The 13,549-nt window shown below is 64.2% G+C and carries 9 protein-coding genes, 1 other RNA gene and 1 pseudogene; 4 read left to right on the top strand and 7 right to left on the bottom strand.

From position 1 onward, the window contains the following. Positions 1–112: 112 nt before the first annotated feature. Together ACRQEC_RS07060 and ACRQEC_RS07055 are read right to left on the bottom strand one after the other, a co-directional pair. Positions 113–1,012, bottom strand: coding sequence for a DsbA family protein (locus ACRQEC_RS07060; protein WP_320769002.1), 900 nt, complete (start codon positions 1,010–1,012; stop codon positions 113–115). Between the two features lie 172 nt (positions 1,013–1,184). Then, entirely contained in the window at positions 1,185–2,966 is a 1,782-nt protein-coding gene (locus ACRQEC_RS07055) for a protein kinase domain-containing protein (protein ID WP_284889492.1), read from the bottom strand. Between the two features lie 132 nt (positions 2,967–3,098). Between ACRQEC_RS07055 and ACRQEC_RS07050 the strand changes: the two genes are divergently transcribed. Together ACRQEC_RS07050 and ACRQEC_RS07045 are read left to right on the top strand one after the other, a co-directional pair. Continuing rightward, positions 3,099–3,878: an ABC transporter ATP-binding protein gene (locus ACRQEC_RS07050; protein WP_284889493.1), complete on the top strand. Its 780-nt coding sequence runs from the start codon at positions 3,099–3,101 to the stop codon at positions 3,876–3,878. Positions 3,879–3,907: 29 nt separating this feature from the next. After that, positions 3,908–5,152 (top strand): DUF4032 domain-containing protein, encoded by a 1,245-nt coding sequence (locus ACRQEC_RS07045; protein WP_087070338.1) that lies wholly within the window; start codon positions 3,908–3,910, stop codon positions 5,150–5,152. Here the strand turns inward: ACRQEC_RS07045 and ACRQEC_RS07040 are convergent. The 5 genes and pseudogenes from ACRQEC_RS07040 to ffs all read right to left on the bottom strand — a co-directional run bounded on the left by ACRQEC_RS07040 (position 5,149) and on the right by ffs (position 11,485). Then, positions 5,149–6,204, bottom strand: coding sequence for an aspartate-semialdehyde dehydrogenase (locus ACRQEC_RS07040; protein WP_284890391.1), 1,056 nt, complete (start codon positions 6,202–6,204; stop codon positions 5,149–5,151). The genes ACRQEC_RS07045 and ACRQEC_RS07040 overlap by 4 nt on opposite strands. Next, a complete protein-coding gene (locus tag ACRQEC_RS07035; protein WP_087070336.1) occupies positions 6,201–7,466 on the bottom strand; it encodes an aspartate kinase in 1,266 nt (421 codons plus the stop codon). Before ACRQEC_RS07035 ends, ACRQEC_RS07040 begins: the two co-directional genes overlap by 4 nt. A 483-nt stretch (positions 7,467–7,949) precedes the next feature. Continuing rightward, positions 7,950–8,555, bottom strand: a pseudogene (recR, locus tag ACRQEC_RS07030) (recombination mediator RecR); the annotation flags it as partial. Next, the gene (locus ACRQEC_RS07025; RefSeq protein ID WP_284890394.1) at positions 8,555–11,305 is read right to left on the bottom strand and encodes a DNA polymerase III subunit gamma and tau; all 2,751 of its coding nucleotides are present in this window, start codon (positions 11,303–11,305) and stop codon (positions 8,555–8,557) included. The pseudogene recR and the gene ACRQEC_RS07025, both read right to left, overlap by 1 nt. Positions 11,306–11,388: 83 nt before the next feature. Then, positions 11,389–11,485: signal recognition particle sRNA small type (gene ffs / locus ACRQEC_RS07020), an RNA gene on the bottom strand. Between the two features lie 177 nt (positions 11,486–11,662). On the opposite strand from ffs, the gene ACRQEC_RS07015 reads away from it, so the two are divergent. Both ACRQEC_RS07015 and ACRQEC_RS07010 read left to right on the top strand, forming a co-directional pair. Next, positions 11,663–12,811: an acyl-CoA dehydrogenase family protein gene (locus ACRQEC_RS07015; protein ID WP_016443365.1), complete on the top strand. Its 1,149-nt coding sequence runs from the start codon at positions 11,663–11,665 to the stop codon at positions 12,809–12,811. Positions 12,812–12,835: 24 nt separating this feature from the next. After that, the gene (locus ACRQEC_RS07010; protein ID WP_284890390.1) at positions 12,836–13,462 is read left to right on the top strand and encodes a YbaK/EbsC family protein; all 627 of its coding nucleotides are present in this window, start codon (positions 12,836–12,838) and stop codon (positions 13,460–13,462) included. The last annotated feature ends 87 nt before the right edge of the window (positions 13,463–13,549 follow it).

Raw genomic sequence — 13,549 nt, 5'->3', positions numbered from 1 at the left:
CCCTCTGGAACAAATAGGGCTCCCGGGAGCTAGCACCCAGCAGGGCGGCGCGAAGCGGCCGCCCCGCTGCGGCGTCGTCGTACCGAAAGGGCACGCGGCGCCGAGGCCAGCTTTACTTGAGTGCGTCGAGCGCGGCGCTGAGCTTGCCGTCGGTCCAGTCCGCCACCTGCTTGCCGTTGAGGAGCACGGTGGGGGTACCGGTGAAGCCGTCGGCGCTGAACTGCTGGAGCGACTGGCCCAGCAGCTCGGAATACATGGCGGGCTTGCCGTCCCCAACGGAAACGTCCGCGATCATCTGCTCGGCTTCGGCATCGGTGAGGCCAGCCTTCTTACCGAGTTCGGCCAGCTGCGCGGTTTGCGGCACCGGCACCTTTTCCTTCGCTTCGAAGAGCGGGGCCGTCATCGCGAAAATTTCGTTGTGGTAGGCCGCGAAAACATCGGGGCGATGCTCGGCCACCCACAGGGCCGAAGCAGAGGCGGTATGCGAGAATTCGTACTGGGATTCCACCACGAGCGGGTGGTAGACCAGCGTGATTTCGCCGTTCTTCGCGCGCTGGGTGAGCTCCTCCGCGTAGGAGGTTTCCAGGCGGTTGCACCACACGCACAGGTAGTCGAAGTAAATATCAACCACCGGCTTACCTTCGTTCACGGTGCCGGCCGCCAGCGAGCTCCCCACGCTCACCCCCACATCCGGGGTCACGTTTTTCGGCAGCTGCGCGGTGACCTTCGGGGCGGAGCGTTCGGCCAGCGCGGTGGCCGGCGCGCTCGGGTACGCGGCCGCCGAACTTTCCTGCGAGGCCGGGGCGCCCGCATCATCCTTCTTATTCGAGAGGATGAACCACACGGCCGCCGCGATGAGCGCCACCACCACAACAGCCGCCACAACCGCGAGCGCGCGATTGCGCCGCGCCCGCTTCTTTTCCTGTTCTTGGAGCCGGGCCGCCGCCGCGCGCGCGGTTTCACGCCGCTGCGCCGCGGAGCTTTGCCGGTTATTCTTCTGAGTCTGTGCCATTCACTTTCCCTCGGTTACGACGACGCGCCTGCGGCCAGCCGGCCACTGCGCCTTTCACCCTGACTTTAACATGTCAATTATCGCCGCTTTCCCTGGGAAAAGTGAGGGCGGGCCGGGTGACATTGCCCGCGCGGGCGGTTTGGTGGGCCGCGCTGCCGGGTACGCCGGCCGTTTAGCGCCCCGCGCCGCCCACAATATCCTTGACCATCGTGACCAGCGGTTCGCCGAAGTACCCGAAGCTGAGCGGGGTATGCGCGGGTACGCTCAGCACGCCGGAGAGCGCCAGGAGCGCGAGTGCGGCCGCGCCGGCAGCCAACACCACGACCCAAAAGGCCCGGTAGGGGCGGGTGGGGGCGAGCTTGGCGAAGATGACCGCGCTGCCGCCGCGCGCTACCCGCCCGCTCGGGCCGAGCCAGGAGATTCCCACGCCCGCGAGGGCCGCTACGGCTCCCGCGCCCGGCCCGGTGAGCCCGCCCAGCCGCGCCGCAACAAAGCCGAGCGTGACCGCGAGGAGCCCCACGCCGTGTAGCGGGATCACGCTGAGGGCGCTTTCCGCGAGGGTGAGCGGGGCGCGCAGAATTTGCCCCAGGTGTTCGCCGCGGAACGGCCCGCCTTCTTCTGCACGACGCCGCCGCAGCCGCGCCGCGTTCTTCTCCGCGAAAGCCAGGCACACCGTAACGAGCGCATATCCCACATATCCGGCGATCTGCCCGGCAGCCACCAGCGCGCATAGCAACCCGCCCAGCACGAAGCTGAGGACGGGGGTGCGGCGGGGTGGGCGGGCCCACGGAGGGAGCGGGGCGGGAGCGGGTTCTAGTGGTGCGGCGCCCGGATAGGGTGCGGCTTCTGGCTGGGAAGCGAAAGGTGCAGCGGGGCCGGGTACGGTTTCCGAATAACCGCTAGCTTCCGGGTAGGGAGTGGTGGCCGGCGCCGCAGCACCCGGCCCCGCTTGGAGATAGGGCGCGGTGGCCGATCCGGCGTAAATGGGTTGGGGCCAGGTTTCCGGAAACGCACTGGGAACGCTATCGGTGGCGTTATAGCTCGGCGCCTGGTTGTAACTCTGCGTTGTTGTCTCCTCTTCCGCCACGGCCGCCCCGGGAAGGGCCGCCGGCACGGTTGCATCCAGCTGGGTGGGCAGGGCGCGGGGTGCGGTAGCGGCGTCGTCGTACCATGAAACCGGATCCGCGAGGGCCGCCACCACCTCATCAATCCCCCACCGCTGCTCCACCGGCTCGGCAAGCGCGGCGTGCAGGGCGTGGGCAATGCGCGGCGGCACGCCGGTCACGTCCACGTCCCCCTCCAGGACGCGACGCATGATCACCGCCGGGTTCGCGCCCGGATAGGGATCGTGACCGGTGGCGGCGAAAGCGATGACCGCGGCGAGCGCCCACAGGTCGGCGGCTTCGTCCGGGGCGTGGCCGCGCAGCACCCGCGGATCGAGGTAGCCGGGAGTGTGGGTGACCGCGCCGGACATAGTCAGGCGGCTATCGGAGCCCGTTTGCGCGATGCCGAAGTCGATGAGGACCGGACCGTTCGCGCCGAGCATGACGTTCGAGGGTTTGAGATCGCGGTGCAGCACGCCGAGGCGATGCACGGAGGTGACCGCGGCGTGCAGCTGGCGGGCAAGGGTCACTAATTCCGCGGGCGGGTAAGGGCCGTCCACGCGCACGTCCTCCGCGAGAGTGGGGCCTTCCACCAGCTGGGTGACGATAAAAGCATCCTCCTCATCCGTTTCGGCGTCGAGAACTTCGGCAACATAGGGCCCGCGCACCCGCTGCAACATCGCAACCTCGCGGCGCAGGCGCTCGCGCCCGGCCGCCCCATCCACGGCCGCCGGGTGGAGGAGTTTCAGGGCCACTCGGGTGCCGGCGCCGTCCACCGCCTCGTAGACCGTGGACATGCCGCCGAAGCCAATGCGCCGCACCAGCCGATAGCCACCAATTTCCTCCCGCATACCTCAAAAATACCGAAGTGTGCCGGCCCGCGCATTTTTAGCGGGAATTCACTCTCGTATTCCCGTTCCTGACGTGGCATAATAGTGGATGAGCGTGTCAATGCCGACCGCTATAACTGATGGAGAATTCCCATGGCTTCTGTGTCACTCGTCAATGCGACACTGTACTATCCCGATGCGCCTGCGCCAGCGGTGGACCACGTGAATCTCCATATCAACGACGGCGAATTTTTCGCCCTCACCGGCCCGGTCAGCTCCGGAAAATCCACGGTTTTACGCATGATTGCGGGGCTGGAGGATGTTGATTACGGGGCGGTGCTGCTGGACGGTGAAGATGTGACCGCGCTGCCACCGTCCATGCGCGATGTAGTGATCGTATTTCAGAATTACGCCCTGTATCCGCATATGACGGTCGCGGATAATATGGGCTTCCACCTGAAAATAGCCGGGGCGGACCCGGATGATATCGCCGCGCGGGTGGCTCAGGCGGCAGATATTTTGGAACTCACCGAGTTTCTGGACGCGAAACCCGCCCAGCTCACCCGCGCCGAACGCCAGCGGGTCTCCATGGGACGGGCGGTGGTGCGCCGGCCCCGAATTTTCCTCATGGATGAGCCGCTGAAAAATATGGATGTGGAAATTCGCGATGAGATTCGCGAACAGATTGCCGTGCTCCAGGAGCGCACCGGCATCACCACGGTGTACGTAACAAACGATCCGCGCGAAGCTTTCAGCTGCGCACATCGGGTGGGCGTCATGGTGGATGGCGCCCTCCAGCAGGTGGGGACCCCCGCGGAAATTCTGGCGGATCTCACCCCGCCCGTGCGGGCTTTCCTGGAGGAAGCCGGGATGGTGGAGGCGGGGGCGCTGGTTGATGGCGCGCCGGGCTCTCGAGCTTTCGGCTACGATTAAGCCGCAGCTACTCCCCGGAAAGGACACTCATGCGATCCTCGCTATCCATTATGGCGGCTAGCGTTGAACCTGATCTCCTCGATCTGCCGTGGAACGTGGCGCTCGAAGAGTGGCCGCGTGACCTCATCGCTGCGCTCCCACGCGGTATTTCCCGCCACACCGTGCGTTTCGTGCGGCTCTCCGGGCGGATCATCGCCATTAAAGAGATTTCCGAACTGGTGGCGGTACGCGAATACGAGCTGCTACGCACCCTCAAGCGCCTCGGGGCGCCCTCGGTGGAACCGGTGGCGGTGGTCTCCAAACGCACCGACGCGGAAGGCAATGCGCTCAACGCCTGCCTCATCACCGAGCACCTCCCCTTCTCCCTGCCCTACCGCGCGATTTTCGGGCAGCAACACCGGCGCGCCACCATCGCCCAACTCATCGACGGGCTAGCCGTGCTGCTGGTGCGGCTCCACCTCCTCGGGTTCTTCTGGGGTGATGTCTCGCTGTCGAATACCCTCTTCCGCCGCGATGCGGGAACCTTCGCCGCGTATTTGGTGGACGCGGAAACCGGGGAGCTTTACAGCCCCATCACCCAGCGCAAACGCGAATACGATATCGACGTGGCCCGCACGAATATTATTGGCGAGCTCATGGACTTGCAGGCCGGCGGGGTGCTTCCCGAAGATTTCGACACCATCGGGGTGGGCGATACGTTCTCGGATCGCTACTTCGAGCTATGGGAGGAAATCACCGCGCAGGTGGCCATCGGCCCGGATGAAAAGTGGAAGGTGACAGAGCGGGTGCGCCGCCTCAACGACCTGGGCTTTGACGTGGACGAGATCGCCATCGATTCCGGCCCAGACGAAGACCGCCTCCTCATCCAACCAAAGATCGTGGAAGCCGGGCACTATTCGCGCAAGGTGTGGCGCCTGACCGGCCTGGATGTGGAAGAAAACCAGGCCCGCCGCATCCTCAACGATATTGACGAATACGCCGCCCTCCACAATAAGAGCGGCAAATCCGATATGATGATCGCCCACGATTGGCTCGCCGATGTTTATGAGCCGACCGTGGCCGCGATCCCGCCCGAGCTCACCGCGAAACTGGAGCCGGCCGAGCTCTTCCACGAAATCCTGGAACACCGCTGGTTTATCTCCGAAGACCAGCAGCGCGATGTGCCGCAGGCCGAAGCCGTGGCCTCCTTCGTGGAGAAGGTACTGCGCCACCGGCGCGACGAATCGACCTTCCTCGATGGGGAAACCGGGGAGATTCCCGCGGTCACACCTTAGGCCGCGCTGTTCTCCGTGAGCTCCTTGATGACCAGCTCCGCGAGCTGAATGGTATTGAGGGCCGCGCCCTTGCGCAGATTATCCGCCACGCAGAAGAAGGCCAGCCCGCGCCCGCCCGGCACCGAAGGATCGCGGCGGATGCGCCCCACGAAGCAGGGGTCCTTACCAGCCGCATCCAGCGGATTGGGCAGGTCCACCACTTCTACACCGGGAGCACCTTGAAGGAGCTCGATTGCAGCTGCGACGTCGACCTCCTTCTCAAATTCCGCATTGACGGACATCCCGTGCGCGGTGTACACCGGCACGCGCACGCACGTCCCGGCTACCGCGAGGTCCGGGATGCCGAGGATTTTGCGCGATTCGTTGCGCAGTTTTTGTTCTTCATCGGTTTCGCCACTGCCGTCCGCGGCAAGGTTCCCGGCAAAAGCAACCGCGTTGAAAGCGATGGGCGCCCGGTACACCTCAGGTGCGGGCAGGTCAACAGCATGCCCGTCCAGGGCGAGGGCTTCCACGTCACCATCCAGCGCGGCGCGCACCCCGGTGGTCAGCTCGTGCACGCCCCGCACCCCGGAACCGGACACCGCCTGGTAGGAGGAGGCAATCAGGCGAGTGAGCCCGTAGGCATCGTGCAGCGGCTTGAGAATGGGCATCGCGGCCATGGTGGTGCAATTCGGGTTGGCGATAATGCCCTTGGGGCGGCGCGCAATATCCTGCGGATTGACTTCGGATACAACGAGCGGCACGTCCGGATCGCGGCGCCACGCGGAAGAATTATCGACGACGACGGCACCTGCCGCAACGAACTTCGGCGCGTAGGTGCGCGAGGCATCCCCGCCGGCGGAGAACACCGCGATGTCAATACCGGCCAAGTCAGCGGTGGCAATATCTTCCACCACGATGCTTTCGCCCCGGAAGGGCAGTTCGGTGCCGGCTGAGCGCGCCGTCGCAAAGAATCGCACCCGGTCCACCGGAACGTCGCGTTCTTCCAGCAGGGCGCGCATAACCCGCCCGACCTGCCCGGTTGCTCCCACTACTGCCAAGGTGATGTTCATCGGCCTGTCCCTCCGTAAACGATTGCTTCTTCGCTGGCATCCAGCCCGAAGGCGGTGTGGACCGCGCGGGCGGCTGCGTCTAGCACATTCGGGTCCACCACCACGGAAATGCGGATTTCCGAGGTGCTGATCATATCCACGTTCACGCCGTTATCCCCCAGGGTTTTGAACAGCTTGGAGGAGACGCCGCTGTGGGAGCGCATGCCCGCGCCTACGATGGAGAGGATGCCGATTTCGGAGCTGACGGCAATGTCCTCGAAACCGAATTCGGCCTGGTTGGCGCGCAGCGCGGCGACGGCGAGGTCCACCTGGTCGCGGGGAACCGTGAAGGAAATATTGCTCAGGCCCACCCGAGTGAGCGCGGTGTTCTGCACGATCATGTCAATATTGCAGTCCGCTTCGGCCACGCAGGAGAAGATTTTCGCGGCGGATCCGGGAAGATTGGGCACGCCCGTGACCGAGATTTTGCCCTGGTTGCGGTCGTGTGCCACTCCGACGACGACGGCGTCTTCGTATCCGCCCTGTTTCGCGGTTTCTTCCACTATCCACGTCCCTTCGTTCTCGGAGAATGATGATCGTACGTGCAAGGCCACATTGAATTTCCGGGCGAATTCCACCGCCCGCAGGTGGAGCACTTTCGCCCCGTGTGCCGCTAATTCTAGCGTTTCTTCGTAGCTGAGTTCGCGGCGTTGGCTGGCCGCGGGGACGATGCGCGGGTCCGCGGAGAGCACGCCATCCACGTCCGTGTAGATTTCGCATACGTCCGCGCCGAGGGCCGCGGCGAAGGCCACGGCGGTGGTGTCGGAGCCGCCCCGCCCGAGGGTGGTGACGTCATTGGTGTCGTTCACGCCTTGGAATCCGGCAATAATGGCGACGGCGCCGTCTTGCACGGTCCGGAAAATGCGTTCGGGAACGATCCCGGTGATGGAGGCATTGCCGTAGCGTGCATCGGTGTGCAGACCGGCTTGCTGGCCAGTGAAGGAGTGCGCCGCGACGCCTTCGTCATTGACGGCCATGGCGAGGAGGGCCATGGAGATGCGCTCCCCCGCGGTGAGGAGGATATCGAGTTCCCGCGCGGGCGGGTTGTCGGTGACGTTGTGGGCAAGGTCCAAGAGATTATCGGTGGTGTCTCCCATGGCGGAAACCACAACAACGACTTTGTTTCCGGCTTTGCTGGTCTGGGCAATTCGTTTCGCCACTCGTCTGAGTCCGGCGGGATCGGCGACCGAGGATCCCCCGAACTTCTGCACGATGAGTGCCACATTAACTCCTATTTTTCCGAGACTTACTAATGGTAACTGGAAGCGCGGGGCCGCCTGCGGGGCATTCCGAGATTTTCAGGTGAGATTGTTCTCCTGCTCGGTGCTCATGTATGCGAGGTGCCGCATTATGCGAAGTGTCGCTTTGTGCGAGGTTCCTCATTGGGGCGGGGCGCTGTGCTTTACGGTGATCCCGGACTGAGCTGTTTAGTTGTGCTCGCCGTGCGTTTCCGCAACTGGGGCGGAAGGCGTGGTGCCCGGAATCACCGAGGGCATTCGTCCCGTGTCTGTCATGCCTGTGCCGGGCGTGCTCATGGTTTCCGTGCCCGTGCCGGGTGTGTTCGTGGTTTCCGTGCCGGGCGTGTTCGTGGTACCAGTACCGGTGGTTTCTGTGCTCGTGGCGGTGCCGGTTTCTGTACCGGTGGTCATCGTATCCGCGGGGATGGTACCTGTGCCGGCGCCAGTGGTGGTGGGCGCGGTGGTGCCGCTGGTAATGCGGGTGCGACCTTCGAAGGCGCGCGAGAGCGTGATTTCGTCAGCGTATTCGAGATCTCCGCCTACGGGGAGTCCGGAAGCGAGGCGGGAAAGCGCGATTCCGATGGGGGTGAGGAGGCGGATGAGGTAGGCCGCTGTGGCATCGCCTTCAATATTGGGGTCGGTGGCGATAATGACTTCGGTAACGCGGCCATCTTGGAGCCGGGTGAGGAGTTCGCGGATGCGCAGGTCTTCCGGGCCGATGCCTTGGATCGGGTTGATGGAGCCGCCTAGCACGTGGTAGCGCCCGCGGTATTCGCGGGTGCGTTCGATGACCATGATGTCTTTAGCTTCTTCGACGACGCAGATCACGGCATCACTACGCCGGGTATCTGAGCACAGCGAGCAGATATCGGCTTCGGTCACGTTGCCGCAGATCTGGCAGAAATGAACCCGTTCCTTAACACGAAGCATGGCTTCCGCGAGCGCCCGCACTTCGGGTTCTTCTTGTTCGAGGAGGTAGAAGGCGATGCGTTGGGCGCTTTTCGGGCCGATGCCCGGCAGGCGCCCGAGCTCATCAATGAGCTCCTGCACGGCGCCGTCATACACCCCCGCCACTACATTCCTCCTTGTGCGGTATCAATTTCTTCAACGATGGTTCCCGAGAGCATTTCCACCACAACTTGCAGCCCGACAACATTGCTCTGCTCGATTGTGGGATCGTCTAAGGAGACATCATCCTCCTCAGTAGAATACCCCACCCCCGCCTGCGGCGCGGCATTATGCGAGCTGTTCGGGCCGGCTGGCGCGGAGCTGGCCGGCGCAGTGGGAGCATTGGCGGTGGACCCAGCACCCGCGACTACCCTACCGCCGGGCGCGCTACCCGCGGGTGCGTTACCACCCGCCGCTCCGTGACGAAGCTGGCGCAGGTGTTCCCGGGCATCATAGGTGGGGACTTCCTGGGTGCGCTGCGGCGGGCGCGGGATATGGAAATCCTGCGTGGGCTCAGGCGCGCCTGGCTGCCCCGCAGCTGCCTGCCCCGCGCCCGGCTGGCTGGCGCCCGGTGCCGGGCTTCCCGGAGATACCGGTACATCGCCCGGGCCGGCGAAAGGCTGCGGCATGGGCATGTTTTGAAGATAGAAGGGAATCTCCCCGCCGGGGTGAGCTGATCCGGAATTAGCCGAGCCAGGGTTGGCCGCGCTCGCACTGACCGCGCCAGAACTCGCATTTCCGGGGGCCGTGGCTTGCCGGCTGTGCGGGTAGTCTTCCGCGTCATCCGGATCGGAGAGTTCTTCAGGTTCGGGCCACTCATCATCCGCGGCCGTGCTACCAGCGCCGCGGGCCGTTTCCTGCCGTGCGGGAGCACCGGCAGGGCTGGCGGGTGCACCGGCAGGGCTGGAGGGAACGGGAGCGGGAGCGGCCGCCGCGGTGGCGGCATTAGCTTTTGGGCGGGCACCACCACCATCGGGGCCGCTCGGGCGCGGCTGAGCTGCCGCTGATGATTGGGGATTCTCCACAACCGCCGCGTTAGCCGGCTGCCCCGCGTTACCCGGCTGCCCCGCGGCATCGGTCTGCTGAGCCGCCGCGGCAATAACTCGCACGGTGACAGGAACCGAGGTGAAATGCGAAAGATGGGCGCTTAAGCGCTCCACGTTGCGCGGATCTTGGAGGGCGCCGAGGACCTTCTCTGAAGAAAACTCCAGGGCAACCTGGTTTCCCCGCGAGCCGAGCACCCGGGTAGGCCCGGAGAAAATCGCTTGGGCGAAACGCCCGGACGAAGTCACCTCCGCCCACCGGGCCGTGAGCTCGGCAGCATGATCCGGCCCTGATTCTTCCGGAGCGGCCGGCTGCTCCACGCTAACTTCGCGCGGTTGCTGCACTGCTGCTGGTTCACCGGCTGGCTGAACGGCCTGCTGAGCCGGGCGTTCTTCCGGTTGCGGAGCACGCTGCTGCGCGGGTTGCTCCACCGGCTGAGCCGCGGCTGGCGCCGCGGGCGATTCCTTAGCCTGTTGAGGAGCGGACTGGGCGGGAGTTGCGGCGTCGTCGTTCTGTACTGAAACGGAAGTAACAGACTGCGGCGCGGACGCGGACGGAACGCTAGCAGAACCCGGAACCACCGGGGCCCCGCGCTGCGCTGCGGCCGCGGCGGCGGCTGCGCGGGCCTTTTCCCGCGCGATGTCCTGCGGAGATTTCCGCGCGGTTCCGCCACTTGCCGCGGGTCCAGTAACCGGGCGCGCCGCACCACCGGAACCGCTCCCCGAAGGCGCTGCCGCACTGCCGGGAAGTAAAAGCCGGGCACAGAGCAATTCTAGTTGCAAGCGCGGCGAGGTGGCGCCCACCATTGCGGAAAGTGCCTCGTTCGCACGCTCGGCACTTTCGGTGGCGCGCGCCGCACCCAGAGCCTGCGCCTGGGTGCGCATAGCGGCCAGCTGATCCTGCGGTAATTCGCCCAAAGCGTCCGCCGCGGCATCCCCCGCCAAATCGATGACGATCAGATCGCGCAGGCGCTGAAGCAAATCTTCTACGAAACGGCGCGGTTCATGCCCAGCACCGATAAGTTCTTCGACGACGCCGAAAAGCTGGCTGCCCGAACTTTCGGCAATGGCGGTGACCGCGCGATCCAGCAAGCCACTATCCGTATAACCCAACAGCGCAACCGCCTGAGAATAGGACAGCGTGGACGTTTCCGAACCGCCCATGAGCTGGTCCAGAACCGAGAGGGAATCACGCACCGATCCCCCGCCCGCGCGCACCACCAAACCGAGCACCCCCGGTTCCGGAGTGATGCCTTCCTCCGCGCAAATCTGCGAAAGGTATTCCTCCATACGCGCCGGGGACACCAGGCGGAACGGATAGTGGTGGGTACGCGAACGGATGGTGCCGATAACTTTTTCCGGCTCCGTAGTGGCGAAAATGAACTTAATATGAGCCGGAGGTTCCTCCACGAGTTTGAGCAAGGCGTTGAAACCCTGGGTGGTGACCATATGGGCTTCGTCAATAATAAAAATCTTGTAGCGATCCCGGCTGGGGGCAAAAGCGGCGCGTTCGACCAGGTCACGGGCATCATCCACCCCGCCGTGGCTGGCCGCGTCCATTTCCACCACGTCCAGTGAACCGGGGCCATCCCCCGCCAGCTCCCGGCACGAGGCGCATTCCCCGCACGGCGTATCCGTGGGCGCCTGCGCGCAATTCAGGCAACGGGCGAGGATGCGCGCCGAGGTAGTTTTCCCGCACCCGCGCGGGCCGGAGAAGAGATAGGCGTGCACCGTGCGCTCCCCGCGCAACGCAGCCATGAGGGGACGAGTTACCTGCTCCTGGCCGATAACATCTTGAAAACGCTCCGGGCGATACCGCCGATACAATGCCATGCTCACGAGTATCAGTCTACGGGGTACCTACGACACGAATCACGCGCGCGAAAAACCTGTGGATACCCGATGGCGGATAGCAGATACAAGACGCCCCACGCACCCGCCAGAGCCCGCATACCCTTGCTGCCTTCCGGCCCTGGGGGAGTTTTGCAAGATGACGCCACGTGGGGAGTCAGGTGCCAGTCTAAACGAGTTCGCGGGGAATGCAAAACACGGGGAGAAACACGGGGAGATCGCTCGGCTTCATTTTCACCATTTTTTGTGTCGGAGGCCCGCGGTACACTCTCTAGCGTGAGTGGGCGGTCCCCGCGGTGGCGGGAGTATCGCCGTCGTCCACAACAACAGGGAGAATCAATGGCTTTCCTTACCGAAGATCTATTGGAAACACTGCGCTCGCGGGCGGCGGCGGTGGATGCCGCCAATGAATTCCCGCGTGAGGACTACGAAGATTTGAAGCAGGCCGGCTACTACGGCGCTTTCGTCCCCAAGGAATACGGCGGGGCCGGCTTGAGCCTGGTGGAGATTTGCGCGGAACAGACCCGTTTGGCGAAGTACGCTCCGGCCACCGCGCTGGGGATTAATATGCACCAGATTATTGTGGGGCTCGGCCGCCACCTGGTGCGCAATGGCGTGGCCGCCGGGGAAAAGATTTTGCGCGAAGCCGCGGCCGGTAAGCTGTTCGCTTTCGGCATTTCCGAACCGGGTAACGACCTGGTGCTTTTCGGTTCGCTCACCCGAGCCGAACGCGATGAGGCCGGGTACCGGCTGTACGGCACCAAAGTTTTCACGTCCCTCGCGCCCGCGTGGGATTACCTTATGACTTTCGGCGCGCTCAAGGATGACTCCGGGGTGCGTGACGTTTTCGGCCTGGTCGAACGGGGCGACGGCGGCTTCGCCATCAAGGATGATTGGAACACCCTCGGGATGCGGGCCACCCAATCCAATTCCACGGTTTTGGACGGCGCGCTCCTTCGCGATGAAAACGTGCTGGGGATCGTGGCGCCGGGTCCGAATAAGGAACCGGTTGTTTACGGCATCTTCTCCAATTTCGAGATTCTGCTCGGGGCTACCTACCAGGGCATTGGTGAGCGCGCCATTGAGGTTGCGGTGGAGCATGTTAAGAAGCGCCGCTCGGTCCTCCACAATGATGTTTACGCAAATGATCCCGATATTCGCTGGCGTATTGCGGAAGCCGCGCTCACAATGAACGCGGTGGGTCCGCAGCTGCGCGAACTGGCCGCGCATATTGACAGCGGAGAGCTGGGCGGGGCGGATGAATACCCGCGTTTCTCCGCAGCCAAGAATGTGGCGGCGGAAGCGTCGCTGCGCACCGTGGAAGAATGCATCCGTGCCTGCGGGGGAAGCTCGTATTACGCGGGTCATGAACTTTCACGGCTCTACCGCGATGTGCTGGCCGGGCTTTTCCAGCCTTCCGATCAGGAATCGCTGCACGGTTCCTGGGCCAGCCTGGTGCTCGGGCCCGTCACGCGTAAGGAGAACTAGCCCTAGAAATCAAGGAGTATCTATATGAGTGAATCCGTACCCGAAGTTTCTTACAGCACGGTTCCGGGCAGCGCGGTTTCCTACGGCGCGAACGTGGATCGCGCGCTGCTCGGTGATCTTCCCTGGCAGCCCGCGCTTGAGCATCTGGATTTGCTGGCTGCGCCGGTGGCGGCGGGTTTGCAGGCTGTTGCGCAGAACAATCCTGAGCTGGGCGCGCAGGCCCTGGTCACGGAGATTGATCCGGAGTTCGCGGATACCGAACCGATGACAGAGCATTACGGGCTCGATTTGGCAGTGTCGTGCAATTGCGTGCTGGTGGCCGGCAAGCGTGAAGGTGAGGAACGGGTGGCGGCCTGCGTGGTGCGGGCAACTACCCGCGCGGATGTGAACCACGTGGTGAAGAAGTTCCTCAACGTTCGCAAGGCTTCGTTCTGGCCTACCGAGCTGGCAGTGGAAGCTTCGGGTATGGAGTACGGCGGGATTTCCCCGGTTGGGGTTCCGGCCGCATGGAATCTCCTGATTGATGAGCGGGTGGCTGCCGGGACGGCCCTTATCGGCTCGGGGCTGCGCCGCTCGAAGCTCGTGGTGCCGGGTGCGCTGCTCGCGCAGCTACCCGGCGCGCACGTGCTGAGCAACTTGGCGATTGAGTAATCGATGATTGACCTGACTGGCGACTGAATAATCGGCGATCAGGTAGTTGGCAATCGGGTAATCGGCGATCTAGCAGTTGGTAATCGA

Source organism: Actinotignum saccati (assembly GCF_051265055.1).
Lineage (GTDB): Bacteria > Actinomycetota > Actinomycetes > Actinomycetales > Actinomycetaceae > Actinotignum.
This window is presented reverse-complemented; position numbering and strand designations above follow the sequence as displayed.

Bases quoted from the DNA above. Each gene is read 5' to 3' on its own strand.
- ACRQEC_RS07015 (WP_016443365.1), top strand. From the start codon at position 11,663: ATGGCTTTCCTTACCGAAGATCTATTGGAAACACTGCGCTCGCGGGCG.
- ACRQEC_RS07055 (WP_284889492.1), bottom strand. From the start codon at position 2,966: ATGCGGGAGGAAATTGGTGGCTATCGGCTGGTGCGGCGCATTGGCTTC.
- ACRQEC_RS07050 (WP_284889493.1), top strand. From the start codon at position 3,099: ATGGCTTCTGTGTCACTCGTCAATGCGACACTGTACTATCCCGATGCG.
- ACRQEC_RS07040 (WP_284890391.1), bottom strand. From the start codon at position 6,204: ATGAACATCACCTTGGCAGTAGTGGGAGCAACCGGGCAGGTCGGGCGG.
- ACRQEC_RS07025 (WP_284890394.1), bottom strand. From the start codon at position 11,305: ATGGCATTGTATCGGCGGTATCGCCCGGAGCGTTTTCAAGATGTTATC.
- ACRQEC_RS07010 (WP_284890390.1), top strand. From the start codon at position 12,836: ATGAGTGAATCCGTACCCGAAGTTTCTTACAGCACGGTTCCGGGCAGC.
- ACRQEC_RS07060 (WP_320769002.1), bottom strand. From the start codon at position 1,012: ATGGCACAGACTCAGAAGAATAACCGGCAAAGCTCCGCGGCGCAGCGG.
- ACRQEC_RS07045 (WP_087070338.1), top strand. From the start codon at position 3,908: ATGCGATCCTCGCTATCCATTATGGCGGCTAGCGTTGAACCTGATCTC.